Here is a 20,077-nt window from a genome sequence, read left to right as displayed (position 1 = left end):
TTATGGAATACCACCAGTTGAAATGGAGAAGAACAAATTATTTTATTCCAGGTTCCTGACCAGGGAAGTGCAGATCGGTGATGTGCCGATGGGAGGGAAGAACCCGATACGCATTCAGTCGATGACGACGACGGATACGATGGATACCCGGGCGACGGTGGAGCAGACTATCCGCATGGTCAATTCGGGCTGTGAATATGTAAGGATTACTGCGCCGAGCGTAAAGGAGGCGGAAAATCTCGCAAATATTAAAAAAGAACTGAGGTACAGGGGTTATACGGTGCCGCTGGTAGCGGATATTCATTTCACTCCCAATGCGGCTGAGGCAGCAGCGAGGATTGTAGAGAAAGTGCGTGTGAACCCCGGCAATTATGCGGATAAAAAGCGCTTTGAGAATGTTGAGTATACGCCGGAAGCTTACCAGGCGGAACTGGAGCGGATTTACAAAAAGTTTGTGCCGTTAGTCAAGATCTGCAAGGAGTATGGGACGGCAATGCGGATCGGGACCAATCACGGGTCTTTATCTGACCGGATCATGAGCCATTACGGAGATACACCCAGAGGTATGGTTGAATCGGCAATGGAATTTATCCGGATGTGCGAAGACCAGAATTATTACAACCTGGTGATCTCTATGAAGGCCAGTAATACGCAGGTAATGGTTCAGGCATACCGCCTGCTGGCAGATACCATGCAAAAGGAGGGTATGAACTATCCTTTGCACCTGGGCGTAACGGAAGCGGGTGACGGAGAAGACGGGAGAATCAAATCGGCGGTAGGCATCGGCACCTTGCTCGAGGAGGGACTGGGCGATACGATCCGGGTCTCGCTGACAGAGGACCCGGAATTTGAGGCGCCTGTGGCGAGTACACTTGCTGCACGTTATGAGCAGCGTTCGGTGCTGCAAGGTGGCGAAGTGTTTTACCGTGAGCGGATAAATACAGGCAGCCTTCCTTACAGCCCTTATGAATATAAGCGCAGGCAGACAGTTGCTGTGGAGCTTGTCGGGGGGCAGCAGCATCCGGTAGTGATGCTTGACTTATCGGGTCAGAACCTGAAAGATCCTTTTTGCCTGGATGCAGCAGGGTATAATTACAGTGCGGTACTGGATAAGTACAATATGACGGACCAGGCCTGTGATCTGGTTTACCTCGGCGATGCCTTACCATCTTTTTCTTTTCCCGGTAACCTGAAAAGGGTTTATAACCATACCACCTGGCTTGGACTGAAGGATAAGGATAACTGTCATCCGATGATGGATTGGTCTGCTTATAAAGGCGGCGCAGTAAGAGACGAACAGCTGAACCTGTTGTTACTGGATGCAGGGCGGTTTTTGGAATATGACTTATCCCTGCTGGATGAGAAAACGGTGGTGGTATTGGAAACGTCAGCGCCAGATGCAGTAGTGGTTATGCGGGCTTTCTTTGTAGAGCTGATGAACCGTGGCATAAAGGTGCCGGTAATCCTTAAAGGAAGCTATCGGGATACAGGTACTGAAACATTGATGTTATATGCGGCGACTGACCTTGGGGCTTTACTGACCGATGGTATGGGAGATGGCGTCTGGATGGTCGCGGATGAACAGATTGGGCTGAAACTGGTGAATGGAATATCCTTTGGCATTTTGCAGGCAACTCGTACACGAATTTCCAAAACAGAATATATTTCCTGCCCGAGTTGTGGCCGGACCTTGTTTGACCTGCAGGAAACGACCCAGCTGATCCGATCAAGGACCGATCACCTGAAAGGAATCAAGATAGGTATAATGGGGTGTATCGTGAACGGACCAGGCGAAATGGCGGATGCGGACTATGGTTATGTAGGAACGGGCCCGGACAAGATCACATTGTACAGGGGCAAAGAGGTGGTACGTAAAAATGTAAACACCGCAAGGGCGCTGGACGATCTGATCGACCTGATCAGGGAAGATGGCAACTGGATAGAAACCAATACACAGATATGAAACTGAAACATTTACTACTGATGGCGGCCGGGCTGCTGTTGTCGGTGCAGGGCTTTACCCAAAAATATACGGTAGGCTCTTTTAATATTCGTAATGATAATGCTGGTGATGTGGGCAACCGGTGGGCGCAACGGGCACAGGTAGCAGCTAATCTGATGAAGTTTCATGAATATGATGTTTTTGGGGTACAGGAGGCTTTTAAGAACCAGGTGGAAGATCTTGAGAAATACCTGCCTGAGTTTGGCCAGTATGGAGCAGGCAGGGATGACGGTAAAGATGCAGGCGAGCATTCTACTGTCTTTTACCGTAAAGATAAGTTTAAATTGCTGGATAAAGGCGATTTCTGGCTTTCTGAGACTCCTGATAAGCCTGGTAAGGGATGGGACGCAAAATGCTGCAACCGGATTTGCAGTTGGGTAAAACTTCAGGATGTGGCTACCGGAAAACGCTTCTATTATTTCAATGCCCATTTTGACCATGAGGGTAAGATCGCACGTGTGGAAAGCGCGAAGCTGGTGTTGAAGAAGATCGGTGAGATTGCCAAGGGTGAACCGGCAATATTTACAGGGGATTTAAACGGTGGGCACGATAGTGAATGGTATCAGACGCTGGCCAGTTCGGGTTTACTAACAGATACCTTTAAGCAGGTGAAGGAGCCGTATCTGAACAATGCATCATTTAATGGCTGGGGGAAAAACCTGGAAGGTACTGAAGTGATCGACCATGTTTTTGTAACCAGGGCCTTTACCGCAAAACGCTGGGGCCTGTTGACGGATACCTATCATGGTAAGTTCGTCTCTGATCATTTTCCTGTACTGGTAGACGTGGTTTTGAAGTAATGATCAAATCTAAGATTGATGCTAACGGAATGAAGAGCGCCTTTGCAGAAGGTGAGATCAAGCTGCAGGCCGATCAAATGGTAATTACTGCGCTGGAGCTGATGTTGCGGGAAAGAGCATTTACCCTTGCCGTATTTGATGGCGGAAGGTGCGTGGGCGAGGTTTATTTTAAAGACCTGGTACAGTTTCTGGCACGCGATATGGGCGGGACGGAGTTGTTCATGCACAGATTGCATTATACGATAGAAAGTGCGCTGATCGTGCTGATGAAGATGTCTTCTCAGTAGAAGCCGAGCGGCAGCTTGTGGTAGACCTTGTAGTAGGTTGTAAGCAGGATGCCGGGGGCAAGTCCGGCGAATTTCCTGATCAGCATTTTATTCCGCAGGTCATCCTGTAGCCCGTTCAGATCGAGTTTTTTCAGCAGGATGTATTCGTCAATGTAATCATCTTTCAGTGCATCTCCGGTCAGAAAATCTTTCAGCGAGTCGATAAGCTGATCTGTACGCTGAAGATCAGAACTCCATGTAGTTTCGGGCATATGGTTGTACTCGAGTTCGTAACCCTGCTGATGGAGCGCCTTAAAGAGTACAGTGAATAATCCCTCGTATGTTTCTGCAGGTTCCAGGATTTTTTCTTCCAACTGTTCAAGGTGGCTCGGGGTTATTACTGTTTTGCCTTTTAAATAAAGGCCAGGTATACCGGAAAGCAGTGCCAGAAGTTCTGATATGCCGGAGATACCATAGCTGGTGCCGCTCGTATGAATAATTTTGTTGCCAAAGCCAAAGATATGATAAAGGGCAATGTAGAAATGCAACGGATCATAGTTATCCTGCTCTGACCTGATTGCAGATTCCAAACTGGTGAAGAGTGAAATTTTTCCCTGCTTGTCAACCTTTTTATCTGAAAAGCTCATTCGCCGCGAATTTAGCCTTATTCATAGCCTTTCATATGGTGTTGCTGAATAATGGTTGAAATGAACAAAAGGAACTGCCAGGAAAAAAAAGCTGGCTTTTAAGTCAGGGAAGATTTAATTGCCTACTTTTGAAAAGATTTGAATGTGTAAGGCTAACTTTTAAAAACATAGAAACTGAAAAATATCAGGTTACATACCCGTCAGCTGGTTGCAGAGGTGCTTGCGACGATGCGGCAATACAATGCCGAACGTTTTCCCGTATATGATTATGATGGATTCTTTGGTGAGATCTCTATTGAAGAGCTTGAGGTTTTTCTGGGGGACAAAAGTAACCCTGAGAGTATCTATTACCATAAGCTCAGCTTTGACCTCGGAACTGCGATGACGATGATGGGAAAGGCGAAGGTGCTGAACAACAACGGCGAAGCGGACCGTTGGCGGTTGGTGCCTTTGAAAAACAGGGTGATGAAGCCTGTTGTGGTTGCTGTGCTCGCATTGGTGTTGCTATTGGGAGCTGGATTATTATGGTATCCGGATAAGACTAACCTGACAGATCAATGGAATAGAGTGCCAGATCTTCAGGTAATTAAGGCACCGAAAGGGATGGCGCTACATCTTACGCTACCTGACGGTTCCCAGGTCTGGCTGAATTCGGCCTCCTCGCTCAGTTATCGTCCTAATCTTGGTAAAATGCCGGAGCGGTGCGTCACTTTGAGTGGCGAGGCTTATTTTGAGGTAGTGAAAACAGCAAAGCGCAGTACTTTTAATGTGGTTACTGACAGGCAAAGGGTAGAGGTACTTGGCACTCGTTTTAATGTGAAGGCTTACCCAGATGAAGAGGAAATAAAGACGACGTTGATAGAGGGGGCTGTAAGGGTGGTTCCGCAGTTAGGTCGGGAAGCATTGTTAAAGCCGGACGAGCAGGCGGTGCTTTCCGGCGGCAAATTGCATGTTCAGGGGATAACGGCCAGTGATGCGGTTGCCTGGAAAGATGGGGAATTTATATTCAGAGACGAAAGCCTGGTCAGTGTAATGCATATATTATCCAGGTGGTATGACAAGGTAGTGGTGTATAAAGGGGTGTATCCGGACCGGATTTTACTGGGCGGGTCATTTAGTCGCAATAATAAATTGGCAGATGTCCTTAAAATATTAGAAATTAGTGGTGGCGTAAATTTTGAAACGCAGGGAAACCAAATTACAGTTACACCACGATGAGTTATTTTCGGGGCGCCATAACATTGGTGCTGTTTATGCTTTGGGCTGCCAACGCTCAAGCGCAAAAAATGAATTATACGGGCAGGCAGATCTCGCTGCATCAGCTGTTCAAGGAACTGAAACGGCAGACCGGATATGGCGTGGTCTGGAACGAGCAAAAGATAGATGCCGACCAGAAGGTAACCGCCAATTTTCATAATGCCAGTCCGGATGAGGTGATGCGGTATGCGCTTTCTGGTACTCCTTATACCTACACAATCGTCGGGAGTGTGATTGTGGTTCAAAGATCGCAGCAACAAACCGGTACGAAAAGTATTACAGAGCCGCAGTCAGAGAAAATTTTGGAACTTAATGAGGTAAAGATTGTGAATACGGGCTATCAACGTATTCCGGTTATGCGGGCTACGGGCAGTTTTACACTGGTAGATAGCGCACAATACAATCGAAGAGTAAGCAGTGATGCTTTCAGCCGTCTTGAAGGAATTACTTCAGGGTTGTTATTTAACAAAAATACACTGGCCACCACCCTTGGCGGTCTGGATCTTTCGATAAGGGGCAGGAGTACGATATTTGCCAATGACCAGCCATTGATCATTCTGGATAATTTTCCTTTTTACGGAGATTTTGGTTCGCTGAATCCTAATGATATTGCCGGGATCACGGTGTTGAAGGATGCGGCTTCCGCTGCAATATGGGGTGTTCGTGCAGGTAACGGAGTGATTGTGATTGATACCAAGCGCGGAAAGACAGGGCAGGAACTCAAGGTTTCCCTGAATACAAATCTGACTGTATCTAAAAAGCCCGATCTTTTTTACAATCCCAATTATCTGTCTTCTACGGATTACATTTACCTGGAACAATTTCTGTTTGAAAACGGGCGATATGATCAGGCGCTGAATGATAAAGTGAGCTACCCGGTACTTTCGCCTGTGGTGCAACTGCTGGCGAAGCAAAAGGCTGGTCTGTTGACTCCGGCTCAGACAGAGGCGCAGCTAGATGTTTGGCGGGGGAGGGACATAAGGAATGAGGAATTGCGCTATTTTTATCGCAGCCCTGTTTCCCAGCAATATGCGCTTTCGCTAAGCGGAGGAACGGCACATTCTGCGCATTATTTTTCAGCTGGATTTGACCGGGAACTGCATGAGTTGAAGTATAATGATGATAACAGAATTACAATTAATAGTCATAATACATTCAATCCGTTAAAGAACCTTGAAATCGAAGCGGGTATATATTATGTGCGGTCCAAGAGTATGGTGGATAGTTCGCTGGTGGAGGATATAGAACGGGGGCTTTATCCGTACTATCAGTTTAAGGACGAAAATGGCAATGCTGCAGAATTTGAGCGTGAAGTGAGTTCAGCTTATAAGGCGAAAACCGCAGAGATGGGGTATTTGGATTGGACATATAAGCCGCTGGCTGAATTCGGTAGGTCTCCAAATGTGAAGACAGGTAATAACCTTAGATTTAATGCAGGAATCAAGTATACGATGCTGCCGGGCTTAAATGCGTCGCTAAAGTATCAGAACCAGGTAATTGATCTGAATATGGGTAGATATAACGATCCCGGAAGTTATAGGGCAAGAAATTTGATCAATCGGTATGCTACTTTAACTAATGGGAAGGTTAGTTCCTATCCTTTGCCTTTAGGAGGTGTACTTAGCGAAATTAATACTAAGATTAACGGAGAGAACTTCCGTGGTCAGCTGAATTATCAATTTGAAAGTGGTGCGCATGCCATCTCGGCAATCGCCGGATATGAGCTTTCTGAATTGAAGGCAAATGCATTGAGGGCTACTTCCTATGGGTATGCAAATAAAAAGGCGATGCCTTTACCTGTTGATACGGTGACAATGTTTAATCTGAGTCCATCAGGCAGGGGAACAATAACTACTGGCTCAAAGATGTATGACAAACTTGAGCGCATCGTTTCCAGCTATGCAAATCTGGCTTATACACTTAAAAGCAGGTACGTGTTATCTGGGAGCGCAAGAATGGATGGATCTAATTATTTTGGAGTGAAGGCAAATCATAAGCGTGTTCCGCTTTGGTCTACTGGTTTAATGTGGCATTTGGACCGGGAAGAAATTTTAAAATCGGATTGGTTGCCTGTGTTAAAATTTAGAGCTTCTTATGGGTATAGCGGAAACCTGGACCGGAGTATTACCGGGGTAACAACATTTAAACATCTGGGATCAATACCCTCTTCAAATTTGCCTTTTGCGGATATTGTGAATGTAGGTAATCCTGAACTGGGTTGGGAACGTATCGGAATTGCAAATTTAGGGTTGGAGTTTGGATTTAAAGAAGGGGTGATAAATGGCAAACTGGAATATTACATTAAGAACGGCAGAGATATTTTGGGTGACAGGGAGTTTCCTTCAAGTACAGGCATTTTAGCCTTAAGGGGTAATTATGCGAAGATGTCGGGCCGGGGTTATGACCTCACTATTAACAGTAAAAACCTGCGTGGCAATTTCAGCTGGAGTACGAGTTTACTGGTTTCGGGAGTAAGTGATAAGGTGGTAGACTATGGTGTAGTAGATGCAGCGTATGGAAATTATGTTGGTGCTTATAATGCCAGTCCACTGATCGGAAGACCGGTATTTGGAGTCTATAGTTATCCTTGGGCAGGTTTGGATGCGAACACGGGGGACCCGATGGGATATGTTAATGGGGAAGTGAGCACAGATTATGAAGCTATTTTTAAATCGATGTCAGTGAAAGACTTAAAATATGAAGGTCCGGCCCGTCCAACTGTTTTTGGTAGTATTTTTAACGCATTTTCCTATAGGGATTTTAGTGTAGCCTTCAATGTGGTGTATAAGCTGGGTTACTATTTTAGAAAGCTCTCGGTAGATTATAATGCTCTCTACACTTATAATTTGAATAGTGAGATAAATAAGGACTTTACCGCCAGATGGCAGAAGCACGGCGATGAGAAAATAACAAATGTTCCATCTATGCCTTCTTATGGCCCGGGAACCCTTCGAGATCTGTTATATAACCATTCATCTGCGACGGTTGCAAAAGGTGACCATATTCGTTTACAGGATATCAGTTTGAGCTATGATTTTAATTGTAGTTCCTGGAAATCTGTACCTTTTAAAAGATTGCAGGTTTATTTATACGCAAATAATGTTGGGATATTGTGGAAGGCAAATAAATTTGGACTAGATCCGGATCTGATTCCATCGCGAGGTGATTTATTGTCTAGTCCGACAGCATTAAGTATTTCTTTTGGCGCAAAAATGCTTTTTTAAAAAATTAAAGCTGGAAGACTCTCGCATCCAGCTTTAATGCTAAACCCTAAAATTCGGCATGGCCAGTAGCGACTCCGTCTTGGAAAGTACTAAGGGAAGGAAGTGGGGTCCCTTCGAGCAAATTAACGGAATCATCAATGCTCCATAACGCGGAACATAGGCTACCTCCGGATTCGCAGTAATCGCCGGAATAATAAACATAACCTCTGTAGTCACTTGCATTAGGGTAGGCAGCAAGGTTTTTTTTGTAAAAGCGGTATGTGCTTGTAGTTCTTTTATTAGTGAAAGCACTGAATCCGAATGCCAGGGCTGCTACCAGCAGGCCCAGGCCTGTTTTTTTGATGTTGTTCATTTTATAAAGTTGTTTTTGGTTATGCCATATTTCTTTTTACAGGCCATGGCTTTTACCTGATGTCGCGCGCAAGATTTTTATAAGTATTTTAGGATGTCTTATTGTTGGTTTATTAGGCCTTTGGTGCGGATGTATTCCTGGAATACATTAGTGTACCTATAAAAGCCACGGAGATGAAGGCAATATTGAACCAGATATGCTGCTTCCAGCTAAGTGCACTGACCACCCCACCACAATGGCAGGGAAGCTTGCTTCCTGAGAGCACCATGAAGGATAGGTAAATCGTAAAGATGACCAGTAGAACCAGTGCTGCATACAGACCCAGTTTCCTGGTTGCAGTGACGATAAGCAAGGAGCTGATAACGACTTCAGAGATGGGTATTGACCAGGCGGCTATTTTGTTCAGGTTGCCAATGAGTGGTGATTTGGCCAAGGTAGAGGCAAAGCTATCTATGGTAAAAAATTTGCTGGCCGCAGTATAGATTAACAGGGCCAGCAGAAGATAAGCGGCCAGGTCTGCTATTGCTGTTTTTTGTGTTTCTTTTAATTGTATCATGTTTTTCCCTTTTGTTGATACACAAAATTGCAGAGACCTGACTGCTAAAAAAATGCAGTATACCGCCAAACGTTTTTGTGGCGTGATGGCAGTTTTTTACGTTTTTGCCAAAAATCTGGGCGATACCCCAAAATATTTCTTGAATGCCTTATTGAAGTAATAGGGTTCTCTGTAGCCTACCTGTCCGGCAATTTCGCCTACAGGTTTATCGGTGGTAAATAGCTGGTTGAGCCCGAAGTTCATCCTGATCTTGATAACTTGTGTGTGAAGCGGCACGCCAAAAGCCATTTTTGCCAGACGGGAAAGCTGCCGTTCGGAGATCATGAACCTTTCCGCGAGCTTCGGAATGTTTTCGACCATTTCTGATGCATAATTCTCGCTTATGAACAGCGCAAGGTCTTTTGTCTTTCGCTGGTAGTAGATATAGGTGTCTTTTTTTGTTTTCAGATGCTTCTGGTAACGGTTGATGCTATGATCTATAAATGTGATCTGGGCGGTATCTGTATGGAGCCTTTCCAGGCTGCGAAGGATATGTTGAGCGATACGGCAACCGGGAAGACGGTGCACTTTACCTGGCTTTTCCCTAATGAGATCAATGAAATCCTTTAGTTCTGTCATTGCGCCGGATTTATGGATGAACCATTCCGGCCGGTAGGTAATCAGGACAAGATGATGGTCTCCCCGGGGTATTCTTCTCGGATGGTTCCCTGTGGGAAGATAGATAAGCTGGCAGGTATTGTTGTAAAGTGTACCCAGCATTAAATAGGAGGGTTCGCGCACGGAAAAGCTGAGGTTGGTTTCTCTTGCAGTACTGAATTCGAACATTTCTATGTGAGCAAGGAAATGACTGACCGAAACGGACGGAATTAATGTGTCCGGCGCTCCGGAGTTTAGCTGAAGGTTGAGATTTGATTTCATCTGGTTATTTTTTGCTTTTTATCGTCAGATGCGTCCTTTATGATTAAAGACCATTCAATAATGGCGAAGTAAAATACAGTAACGCATTCTTGAATGAAATGATAAAAAAACGTGATTTCCATACAAAAGCCATGTTTGAATAACCAATCGGCGTCAATGATATGAACGTGATGAAGGTAACTGACAGTGCTTCATTCATTATTTTTTTGAAAAGGTATTTGCAGAAATGAAATTTGCACTATATTTGTCCCCTGAGAGCGTTAATTTTTAACGGGGTTGGATCGCCAGATTCAATCCCGTTATTTTTTTGCCGGATTTTACCGGAGGAATGGTCGTCGTATTTTCCTATATTAGTGCTTATTGTAAAACAACCAATTATGAAAAAGACATTTCTATTATCCCTGCTTGTGGTAGTACTTACTGCTGCGGGCGCATTTGCCCAGGACAAAAAAGAAGACAAGAGCAAGCGGCCAAGCCCGCCGGCACTGGTTAAGGAAACAACAAAATCCGGAGTTACGATCACGATCGACTACAGTCAGCCTTCATTGAAAGGCAGAACAGTAGGTAAAGAAGTAGCACCTTACAATGGAGAAGTCTGGCGTACCGGTGCGAACGAAGCGACTACATTTGAAGTGAATAAGGATGTAAAAGTAGAAGGTAAGGCATTGGCGGCAGGAAAGTACTCTTTGCATTCGATCCCCGGAGAGAACCAATGGGTGATTATTTTCAATAAGACGGCCAATCAATGGGGATCTTATGAGTACAAACAGGCTGATGATGCCCTTCGCGTTACTGTGAAACCTGCAAAGTCTGCGACTTCAACAGAAAAGATGACTTTTGCGATCGACAAGTCTGGTAAAGTAACGCTGATGTGGGGTACAGTCTCCGTTCCTTTCAACGTAAAATAAGTCGGGTCCAACTGATTTTTTAACGCTACAGGGCATCATATTTTATGGTGCCCTTTTGTTTTATGATACCAGGATAATTTAAAAACTTTCTAAATAAGCCTTAATTACAGCATAATGACAGTGGAACAGCAGGGGCTTATTACTTTTGTTTCGCTTAAATAAACAGGGTATTACATTTTGGAATATTTAAAGATCATTGCTTTTACGCATAAACATATTGACCTGCAGTCGCTGGGGAAATTAGTTATATGTGATCAGACGCTGGACGACAGACTGAAGAATATTCAGGATGTGCTTGGTGTAAAGGAGATCTTTTATGTAGGTACCTGTAACCGTGTCGAATTTGTTTTTACTTCTGCCAGTCTGATTGATAAGGATTTTATTCGTCGTTTTCTTACGGTTTTGGACATGGGACTGCCTGAAAGATATATGGACGATTTTATCAGCAAGGTCTCCGTATATGAGAAGGTGGAAGCTTTTAACCATTTATTGCGCACGTCCTGTTCGCTGGAAAGTCTGGTAGTAGGTGAGAAGGAAATTCTGGCACAGGTGCGCCGTGCTTATGAAGCCTGCCGGGTCTCCGGGTTTACGGGCGACTACATGAGGATGATCATGAACAGGGTGGTAAAGACCGCTAAGGAAGTATATACAAATACCAATATATCGAAAAACCCGGTTTCCGTTGTCTCTCTGGCTTACCGGAAACTCAGGGACCTTAAGATGTGCTCGAGTGATGCGCGGTTATTGATTATAGGGGCAGGTGAGACGAACAGAAATCTGGCCCAGTACCTGAAAAAGCATAAGTATACGAATTTTTCCGTTTTTAACAGGAGCCTGGAGAATGCGGAATCGCTGGCGGCAGAGCTGAATGGCAGGGCTTATCCGCTTTCGGCACTGGAAAACTATAGTGAAGGATTTGATGTGATCATTACCTGTACCGGCTCAACCGAGCCCATACTCACAGAGGAGATCTATCAAAAGCTGCTGAATGGCGATACTGGTAAAAAGGTAATCGTAGATCTTGCAGTACCTAATGATACTGCCCCTGAGGTGCCTCTTAAGTTTCCCGTTCATTTTATTGAAGTAGAATCTTTAAAAGAGATCGCACGCAAAAATATCCAGGAAAGATATAATGAACTGGTGCATGCGGAGCAGATCATTGCTGAGAATATTAAGGATTTTGAACTGGTATTGCGTCAGCGCGAGATAGAGATCGCGATGAGCATTGTGCCTCAGAAGATCAAGGAAATCAAGCAGACGGCCATTAACGGTGTCTTTGCCGAAGAAATCAACGATCTCGATGAAAAATCGAGAATGGTACTGGAGCGTGTAGTAAATTACATGGAGAAGAAATACATTAGTGTACCGATGGTGATGGCAAAGGAGATATTGGTTAAGAATAGCTAGATTTGCGAAAAACAGCATTAACGTGAAAAAATTGATTATAGGTACCAGAGGCAGTGACCTGGCTTTGTGGCAGGCCAACTTTATCAGGGAGAAACTTGAGGAGATTGGTGTGGAAGCTGAACTGAAGATCATCAAGACCCAGGGGGATAAGATTCTTAATCTCAGACTGGATAAGCTGGAGGGAAAGGGATTCTTTACAAAAGAGCTTGAAGAGGAACTGCTTGGCGGTTCTATCGATCTGGCTGTGCATTCGCATAAGGATTTACCGACGGTGCATCCTGAGGGGCTGACCATTGCTGCGGTAACCGAGCGTGAGGATCCGGCTGAGCTACTGCTGATCCTGAAGGACTGCGTGGATGTGACCCAGAAGCTTTCACTGAAAACGGGAGCGATGGTAGGTACTTCTTCTAACAGGCGAAAAGCACAGCTACTTGCTTTAAGGCCTGATCTTAATGTGGAAGACCTACGTGGAAATGTGCCTACCAGGATAGGTAAGCTTCGGGACGAAGATTTTGATGCGATCATGATTGCCAGGGCTGGGGTCAACCGCCTGGGTATTGATCTCTCGGAATTTCATGTGGTGGTAGTAGATACCACGGAAATTGTACCTGCGCCTGCGCAGGGGGCATTGGCCATACAGATCAGAGAAAGTGACCGGGAACTTGCGGGGGTACTGGCCAAAATACATCATCAGGAGACGGCCGATGAAATTGGCCTGGAACGAAAAGTTTTGAATTTATTCGAAGGCGGCTGTCATATGCCGCTTGGCTGCTTTTGCAGGAAGGAAGACCGGCAATATGAGGTATGGGTAGCTAAGGCGGATACTGATGAAGATTTTCCGGACAGGTTGTTTTTGAACGTAAGCAGTCTTGAAGGGGTAGCAGAGCAGATTGTATCCAAGTTTTCTGCTGAGAGAAAGAAGCCCGCTAAGGTTTTTATTTCCCGTGAGATCGGGGAGCATAATTATTTCAGGAAGGCGCTCGAAAAGCACGGTATTGAAATAGAAGGAAGGTCATTGATCCGTACATTCCCGATCGTGAATGTGCTGGATCCTTTTTACCTGAAAAATATAGACTGGATTTTCTTCAGCAGCCGGAATGCGGTGGAGTATTTCTTTAAACTGGAACCAGTGCTTTCGAAGAAGGTAAAATTTGGCGTGGTTGGCCGGGGTTCCGAGTCTGCTTTGCGCAGGTATGGTCATGTAGCTGATTATGTTGGTGAAAGTGGTGATATTACTGAAGTAGCCGAGGGATTTGCAGCGTTGGTGGGTGGGTTGACAGTCTTGTTTCCGAGAGCACAGGATTCGCTGCAGAGCATCCAGAAGCAACTTAAGGAAGATACAAGGGTGATAGATCTGCCTATTTATGAGACGGTGGTGGAAGAGAATATTGACCAGACTTTTGCCGATGTACTGATCTTTACCAGCCCGAGTAATGTGGAGGCCTATTTTGCAGATAATCTGCTGGACCCTGATCAGCAGGTGATCGCTATTGGAAATAGTACAGGCAGGAAATTTGATGAGATGGGCGTTAAATATACGCTTCCTTATTCTCCGGATGAGATTGGCCTGGCTGCTGCTGTTTTTGGTATTGATATGAAATAGATATTGAGAGTTAGATTATATGTTGCATCGTCCAAGAAGATTGAGAAAGAACCCTTTGGTAAGGGAGATGGTTGCTGAAACCAGGCTATCGAAGGATATGTTTGTTTATCCTTATTTTGTAGTGCCTGGAAAGAACGTGGTGCATGCCCTGGACGCGATGCCGGGAATCAGCCATTTTTCCGAAGATGCCCTAATCAGGGATGTAGAAAAAGGGCTGGGGCTGGGCATCAGTAAAATCATGTTGTTCGGCGTCGGCGATGAAAAGAGTGAAGACGCCCGGTCGGCATGGCACGATCATTCCCTGGTACCCTCTGCTGTCCGCTTGCTGAAGCAGAATTTTGGTGATGACTTGTACGTGGTAACGGATGTTTGTGTCTGTTCCTATACGACTCATGGACATTGCGGGATCATTAAGGATGACTACGTGCAGAACGATGAAACTGTGGAGTTAATTGCAAAGATGGGTTTGACCCATGCGCAGGCAGGAGCCGATATGCTGGCTCCTTCGGATATGATGGACGGTAGGGTAAGTGCGATCAGGAACGGACTAGATGCCGCCGGCTTTGTGAATACAGCGATCATGTCGCATGCAACAAAATTTGCTTCAGCATATTACGGGCCTTTCCGGGAAGCGGCAGACTGTGCACCCGGTAAGGGAGATCGAAAAGCTTATCAGATGGACTTCAGGAATGGTCGTGAAGCTGTTCGTGAGGCGCTTCTTGACGAGGCGGAAGGTGCTGACGTACTGATGGTAAAGCCAGCCCTTGCCTATCTGGATGTGATCCATAACCTGAAACAAAATACAGATGTGCCGATCGCCTGTTATAATGTATCGGGCGAATATTCAATGATCAAGGCAGCGGCTGAACGTGGATGGATCGATGAACAAAAGGTTGTGATGGAAACCATGCATGCTTTTGCCAGAGCTGGCGCAAGTATTATTACTACTTACCATATCCGGGATATTGCGGAAAGAAACTGGTTATAATTATGTTGGAATCTTTGAAGAAAATGTTTGCGGGAAATGAAGGGGATATACCGGTAAATACGGGTAATAAACCTGATATTTCCAGGGAGAAGTCTGCTGAACTTTATGAAAGGGCGAAGAAATATTTTCCCGGTGGCGTGAATTCGCCTGTGAGGGCTTTCAAATCGGTATATGGCACCCCATTATTTATTCAAAAAGGGGATGGATGTTATGTGTGGGATGCGGATGGTAATCAGTTTATTGACTTTTGTGGCAGCTGGGGCCCGCTGATCCTCGGACACAATCATCAAAAGGTTCGTGAGAAAGTGATTGAGGTGATGCATAGCGGAATGAGCTTTGGTGCACCTACTGCTTTGGAAAATGAACTGGCGGAACTGATCATCAAAAACAACAGGTTCGTTGAAAAAATCAGGTTTACGAGTTCGGGAACTGAGGCTGTAATGTCTGCGATCAGACTTGCAAGGGGATATACCGGCCGTGACAAGGTCATCAAATTTGAGGGGTGCTATCATGGCCACAGTGACTCCTTGCTGGTAAAGGCTGGCTCGGGACTGGTCACTTTTGGCGAGACCTCATCAGCTGGTGTACCTAAGTCTTTTGCTGAGGAAACAATTGTGGTGCCGTTGAATGATATTCAGGCTGTATATCAGGCATTTGAGCAGTTTAACGGACAAGTTGCCGCCGTTATTATTGAAGGGATACCGGCAAATAACGGCTTGTTAATGCAGGATGAAGCGTACCTCAGGTTGCTGGAAATGACTTGCAGGGAAAACGGCACGCTGCTGATCTTTGACGAGGTGATCACTGGTTTCAGGTTAGGTTTCGAAGGTGCTGCGGCACATTACGGCATTAAACCGGATATTGTTACTTATGGTAAGATTATTGGCGGTGGCCTGCCGGTAGGCATGTATGGTGCATCTGCCGAAATAATGGGTCATATTTCGCCTGACGGAGGCGTTTACCAGGCGGGCACCTTATCAGGTAACCCGGTCGCCATGGCGGCGGGGATTGCACAGCTAACGGAGCTGCTGCGCCCGGGATTCTATAAAGAACTGAATGCCAAGGCTGCTGAATTTGCGGAGAGCATTCAGCGTTTTGCGACAGCCAGGAACTATAAATTGAAGGTGTTCTATGTGGGCTCTATTTTCTGGATGGCATTTACCGATAAGGAAAAGATTCAGACCGCTGCAGATATTGACCATGCAAGTATGGAGAAGTTTAAAATGATGCACCGCGAACTTTTGAACAGGGGAATTTATTTTGGTCCTTCTGGCTATGAGGTCGGGTTTGTTTCTGCCGCGCATACTAAAATAGAGCTTGAAAAGACAAAAAGGGCAATATTTGAAAGTCTGGATGTAGTGTTTAGAAATAAGTAATTATTGGATATCTTTATCCGTATTAACGATATAGTATTTTGAAGAAATCGATCGTCATTTTTTATTTTCTGTTGCTGTACTCGCTTGTACAACTGATCTCCTGGGGTACACTGGTGGTGAGATTGGAGCGTCAGAGAATGGCCATGGTGATGGGAGAAGGTTCTGTATTCCTTTTTCTGCTGTGTGTGGGTGCTTATTTTCTCCACAGGGCGATCAAAAAGGAGGATAAACTAAGAGAACAACAGCAAAACTTTCTGCTCTCGGTAACGCATGAGCTGAAATCGCCTCTTGCAGCGATTAAGCTTTCTCTGCAAACGATCGTAAAGCGTGATCTGGACAGAGCGAGGCAGGTTTCTTTACTGAATAATTCCCTGAAAGATATTGAACGGCTGGATGACCTGGTAGAGAACATGCTGCTGGCCACCAAAATCGAGAACAGATCTTATTCATTTCCCAAGGAGGAATTTGATTTTTCTGAACTGGTCACTAAGATCTCTGACCGCCTGCAGATCCATTCCTGTGGTTGTGAGCAAGTGATCAATCCTTCTATTAAGCCAGGAATAAAGATATTGGGTGACCAGTTTGCGCTTTCTTCAGTGGTAACAAATCTGATCGAGAATGCAGTTAAATATTCAGGGCCTTGTGCTGAGGTAGGAGTAGAGCTGACCAGTAAAGATGGCCATCCTTTTCTCCGGGTGTCTGACAAAGGGCCAGGTATACCTGACACGGAAAAGATGTTGATTTTTGACAAATTTTACAGGGTTGGTGATGAGAATGTCAGAAAATCAAAAGGAACGGGTTTAGGCCTGTTTATTGTTAAGGAAGTTCTACAAAGCCATGAGGCTGACATTAGCGTAAGGGATAATGTGCCGCATGGGGCAATTTTTGAAATAACATTTAACTGATATGTCACAGAAACTAAGAATATTATTGGTTGAAGATGAGGACCATCTCCTGGACGCAATAAAACTGAACCTTGAACTGGAAGGGTATAAGGTACATGCCGTAAAAGACGGAAAGACCGCGCTTAAGGTCTTTAAGGAAGAGCGCTTTAACCTGATTATCCTGGACGTGATGCTTCCGGAAATGGATGGGTTCCAGGTCTGTGAAACAATCAGGCTCGAGAATACCGAGGTGCCTATTTTATTTCTTACAGCCAAGAATACCAGTGAGGACCGGGTGCTTGGCTTGAAAAAGGGTGCTGATGATTACCTTGTAAAGCCTTTTAACCTGGAAGAACTGATCTTAAGGGTGGGTATATTGGTGAAACGCAGCATGAAGGCGGATGATCTGAAAGAGCTGAATTCCTACAAGATCGGCGATAAGACGATTTACTTCAACTCTTTTGAACTGAAGCAGGATGACGGAACTATTGTGCCGCTGACCAAAAAAGAGACCATGTTGCTGAAGCTATTGATTGAGCGTAAAAATGAGGCCGTCTCCAGGGAACAGATACTGGAAACCGTCTGGAACTATGATGTTTATCCGTCTACGCGCACAATAGATAACTTTATTCTCACTTTCCGTAAATACTTTGAACCAGATCAGAAAAACCCGGTTTATTTCCATTCTATAAGAGGAGTTGGGTATAAATTTACGGACATTCATTAATGTACAATAATAAAGGCAGGTATTTGCTGATGGCTATTTTTGCCACGGCTGCCGCTGCGCTTCTTTTCTATGATCATATACAGCTGGCCGCATTAGCCGGGTTATTTTTTGCATTTGTATTGTGGAGTCATTTTAAGCACAGTTCGGTAGCACTTGCTTCGAGATATTTTCAGAAAGGGGATTATGAGCGTACACTGGCTTTGCTTGGTGATGTTTCGGATCCTGACAGATTGGCACGTAACAGGAGGGGCTATTATGAATTTATGATGGGCAACATCGCGCTGAAGCAGGAAGATTATGAGGGAGCAGAGCGGCATTTTCAGATAGCAAGCAGGTTTCCGCTGGGTGGTAAAAATGACAAGGCTTTTGTAATGATACATCTTACCAACCTTGCCCTTAGGAGAAGGGACGGAGACCGGGGCAAAGCCTATCTGGCTAAGGCAAAGGAAATGGCGACCACAGCCCGTGCTACGGAAGTGATCAGTAAACTGGAAAAGGAATTAAACCGCATATAGAACCAAATAGATTTAGATGAACAGCTTATTTTTAGACGCAGCGTTTTCAAAACAGACAGAACGTCCTCCGGTATGGATGATGAGACAAGCAGGACGTTTTATGCCTCAATATTGGGAAATCAAAAATAAATATAGTTTCCTGGAAATGTGCAAGACTCCGGAAATTGCAGCTGACGTGACCATGCTTCCTATTGACCTTTTAGGGGTTGATGCGGCGATATTGTTTTCTGATATTTTGGTTACCGCGGAGGCAATGGGCGGCGACCTCAGTTTTACACAGGGCGTTGGCCCCAGGTTCTCAAACCCGGTACAGACGCTGGCCGATGTTGATGCGCTTCAGGTAGAGGTAACGGACAGACTGCAATATGTTGCCGATGCGATCAAGGTGATTCAGCAGCGGCTTGATGGCAATGTTCCGTTGATCGGTTTTGCCGGTGCACCTTTTACTGTAATGAGCTACCTGGTAGAGGGAGGGTCTTCAAAGGACTTTAAAAAAACAAAGCTGTTCATCCATAATCAACCCCAGCTTGCACATTCGTTGTTATCTAAGATTGCAAAAGTTACGGTTGATTACCTGAATCTTCAGATTGCTGCCGGAGTCAATGCTGTGCAGATCTTCGATAGCTGGGCACTGGCCCTGTCATGGAACGATTATCAGGAGTTCTCGCATCGTTATATTGCGGAGATCATTAGTGGGTTAAACCGTAAAGACATTCCAGTTATTTCTTTTTGCAAGGGTAGTTCGGTCTTTGCTCCGGTAATGGCAGAGGCAAAGCCTGACGTAATTTCTGTAGATTGGAATGCAGATCTGTTGAACATTAAAAACAGTTTGCCTGAGGGAATTGCTGTGCAGGGTAACCTTGATCCGCATATACTTTACGCTGAAAAATCGGTAATCAAGCGGGAGATATTGAGATTATTCGAACGTATGCGGGGCCAGAATGGCTTTATCTTCAATCTTGGTCATGGTATCATGCCGGACATTCCTTTTGATCATGTTAAATATGCAATAGAAGTGGTCAGGGATTTTCGTTATTAACCTGAAACTATGGAACAATACTATCTGTACATTTTATCAGTCCATATTGTATTTGTAGTAAGCTGGATGGCGGGATTGTTCTATAGTGTACGGCTTTTTATTTATCATAAAGAAGCTGATGACCGTTCTGAGCCTGCGAAGACTATTCTAAAGAAGGAGTATGAACGTATGGAGTCCAGGTTATGGAATATCATTACTACCCCCGCAATGGTACTTACAGTATTGGCCGGGGTCGGGATGATTTGTATCCGTCCGGATTATCTGCTGCATCAATCATGGTTTCATGTCAAGCTAGGCTTTGTATCGCTGCTGCTGATTTATCATTTTATTTGCCAGAACATGATGAAGCAATTAAGGGAGGACAGGTGCAGAATAAGCTCTTTTCGGTTGCGTCTATGGAATGAGGTTGCCACAATCTTGCTGGTGGCAATTGTATTTACCGTAATACTTAAAAGCGCTGTAAACTGGATTTATGGCCTGGCGGGATTGGTAATATTTGCTGTGGTGATTATGCTTGCAGTGAAATGGTACAAATATTACAGAAAGAGGCAGGGACTCTAATCTGGCATGGCCTCAGAATTATAAAATAGTTTTTTTTGTTTTGCATG

Annotated in this window: 19 protein-coding genes; 15 read left to right on the top strand and 4 right to left on the bottom strand. The window is 44.9% G+C overall.

Features of this window, described 5'->3' with window-relative positions:
• The first annotated feature begins 22 nt into the window (after positions 1-22).
• Genes ispG through P2W84_RS04410 form a run of 3 tightly spaced genes read left to right on the top strand, consistent with a single transcriptional unit; the run spans position 23 to position 3,089 of the window.
• Entirely contained in the window at positions 23-1,963 is a 1,941-nt protein-coding gene (ispG, locus tag P2W84_RS04420; RefSeq protein WP_276088896.1) for a (E)-4-hydroxy-3-methylbut-2-enyl-diphosphate synthase, read from the top strand.
• Positions 1,960-2,802 carry an endonuclease/exonuclease/phosphatase family protein gene (locus P2W84_RS04415; protein WP_276088895.1) on the top strand — a complete coding sequence of 281 codons (843 nt, stop codon included), beginning with the start codon at positions 1,960-1,962 and terminating at the stop codon, positions 2,800-2,802. The genes ispG and P2W84_RS04415 overlap by 4 nt, the downstream gene beginning before the upstream one ends.
• Entirely contained in the window at positions 2,802-3,089 is a 288-nt protein-coding gene (locus P2W84_RS04410) for a hypothetical protein (RefSeq protein ID WP_276088894.1), read from the top strand. The genes P2W84_RS04415 and P2W84_RS04410 overlap by 1 nt, the downstream gene beginning before the upstream one ends.
• On the opposite strand, the gene P2W84_RS04405 is transcribed toward P2W84_RS04410, so the two are convergent.
• Complete coding sequence (locus tag P2W84_RS04405; protein ID WP_276088893.1) at positions 3,083-3,715, bottom strand: hypothetical protein; 633 nt, start codon at positions 3,713-3,715, stop codon at positions 3,083-3,085. The two genes, P2W84_RS04410 and P2W84_RS04405, sit on opposite strands and share 7 nt — an antisense overlap.
• 216 nt (positions 3,716-3,931) lie before the next feature.
• On the opposite strand from P2W84_RS04405, the gene P2W84_RS04400 reads away from it, so the two are divergent.
• Positions 3,932-4,933: a FecR domain-containing protein gene (locus P2W84_RS04400; protein WP_276088892.1), complete on the top strand. Its 1,002-nt coding sequence runs from the start codon at positions 3,932-3,934 to the stop codon at positions 4,931-4,933.
• On the top strand, positions 4,930-8,196 hold the full coding sequence (locus P2W84_RS04395) for a SusC/RagA family TonB-linked outer membrane protein (RefSeq protein WP_276088891.1): 3,267 nt from the start codon (positions 4,930-4,932) through the stop codon (positions 8,194-8,196). The genes P2W84_RS04400 and P2W84_RS04395 overlap by 4 nt, the downstream gene beginning before the upstream one ends.
• 46 nt (positions 8,197-8,242) lie before the next feature.
• Here P2W84_RS04395 and P2W84_RS04390 read toward each other — a convergent pair whose 3' ends face one another.
• The 3 genes from P2W84_RS04390 to P2W84_RS04380 form a co-directional block, all read right to left on the bottom strand.
• Positions 8,243-8,548: a hypothetical protein gene (locus P2W84_RS04390; protein WP_276088890.1), complete on the bottom strand. Its 306-nt coding sequence runs from the start codon at positions 8,546-8,548 to the stop codon at positions 8,243-8,245.
• A 112-nt stretch (positions 8,549-8,660) separates the two neighbouring features.
• Positions 8,661-9,104 (bottom strand): MauE/DoxX family redox-associated membrane protein, encoded by a 444-nt coding sequence (locus P2W84_RS04385; RefSeq protein WP_276088889.1) that lies wholly within the window; start codon positions 9,102-9,104, stop codon positions 8,661-8,663.
• A 96-nt stretch (positions 9,105-9,200) separates the two neighbouring features.
• Positions 9,201-10,022 carry a response regulator transcription factor gene (locus P2W84_RS04380; RefSeq protein WP_276088888.1) on the bottom strand — a complete coding sequence of 274 codons (822 nt, stop codon included), beginning with the start codon at positions 10,020-10,022 and terminating at the stop codon, positions 9,201-9,203.
• 377 nt (positions 10,023-10,399) lie between these two features.
• Here P2W84_RS04380 and P2W84_RS04375 point away from each other — a divergent pair, with 377 nt between their 5' ends.
• The 10 genes from P2W84_RS04375 to hemJ all read left to right on the top strand — a co-directional run bounded on the left by P2W84_RS04375 (position 10,400) and on the right by hemJ (position 20,030).
• Positions 10,400-10,930 (top strand): DUF2911 domain-containing protein, encoded by a 531-nt coding sequence (locus P2W84_RS04375; RefSeq protein ID WP_276088887.1) that lies wholly within the window; start codon positions 10,400-10,402, stop codon positions 10,928-10,930.
• Between the two features lie 177 nt (positions 10,931-11,107).
• A complete protein-coding gene (gene hemA / locus P2W84_RS04370) occupies positions 11,108-12,337 on the top strand; it encodes a glutamyl-tRNA reductase (protein WP_276088886.1) in 1,230 nt (409 codons plus the stop codon).
• A gap of 22 nt (positions 12,338-12,359) precedes the next feature.
• A complete protein-coding gene (hemC, locus tag P2W84_RS04365) occupies positions 12,360-13,940 on the top strand; it encodes a hydroxymethylbilane synthase (RefSeq protein WP_276088885.1) in 1,581 nt (526 codons plus the stop codon).
• 19 nt (positions 13,941-13,959) lie between these two features.
• Positions 13,960-14,928 (top strand): porphobilinogen synthase, encoded by a 969-nt coding sequence (hemB, locus tag P2W84_RS04360; RefSeq protein WP_276088884.1) that lies wholly within the window; start codon positions 13,960-13,962, stop codon positions 14,926-14,928.
• A 2-nt stretch (positions 14,929-14,930) separates the two neighbouring features.
• Positions 14,931-16,304: a glutamate-1-semialdehyde 2,1-aminomutase gene (gene hemL / locus P2W84_RS04355; protein ID WP_276088883.1), complete on the top strand. Its 1,374-nt coding sequence runs from the start codon at positions 14,931-14,933 to the stop codon at positions 16,302-16,304.
• 38 nt (positions 16,305-16,342) lie between these two features.
• Positions 16,343-17,209: a HAMP domain-containing sensor histidine kinase gene (locus tag P2W84_RS04350; RefSeq protein ID WP_276088882.1), complete on the top strand. Its 867-nt coding sequence runs from the start codon at positions 16,343-16,345 to the stop codon at positions 17,207-17,209.
• A gap of 1 nt (position 17,210) precedes the next feature.
• Positions 17,211-17,915 carry a response regulator transcription factor gene (locus P2W84_RS04345; RefSeq protein WP_276088881.1) on the top strand — a complete coding sequence of 235 codons (705 nt, stop codon included), beginning with the start codon at positions 17,211-17,213 and terminating at the stop codon, positions 17,913-17,915.
• Positions 17,915-18,430, top strand: a complete 516-nt coding sequence (locus P2W84_RS04340; protein WP_276088880.1) for a hypothetical protein — start codon at positions 17,915-17,917, stop codon at positions 18,428-18,430. Before P2W84_RS04345 ends, P2W84_RS04340 begins: the two co-directional genes overlap by 1 nt.
• A gap of 16 nt (positions 18,431-18,446) precedes the next feature.
• On the top strand, positions 18,447-19,469 hold the full coding sequence (gene hemE, locus P2W84_RS04335; protein ID WP_276088879.1) for a uroporphyrinogen decarboxylase: 1,023 nt from the start codon (positions 18,447-18,449) through the stop codon (positions 19,467-19,469).
• Positions 19,470-19,478: 9 nt separating this feature from the next.
• Complete coding sequence (gene hemJ, locus P2W84_RS04330; RefSeq protein ID WP_276088878.1) at positions 19,479-20,030, top strand: protoporphyrinogen oxidase HemJ; 552 nt, start codon at positions 19,479-19,481, stop codon at positions 20,028-20,030.
• The last annotated feature ends 47 nt before the right edge of the window (positions 20,031-20,077 follow it).

The sequence above is a fragment of the Pedobacter sp. JY14-1 genome (assembly GCF_029269825.1).
Lineage (GTDB): Bacteria > Bacteroidota > Bacteroidia > Sphingobacteriales > Sphingobacteriaceae > Pedobacter.
Note: the sequence above shows the minus strand (reverse complement) of the source record. Positions and strands in the feature narration are given on the sequence as shown.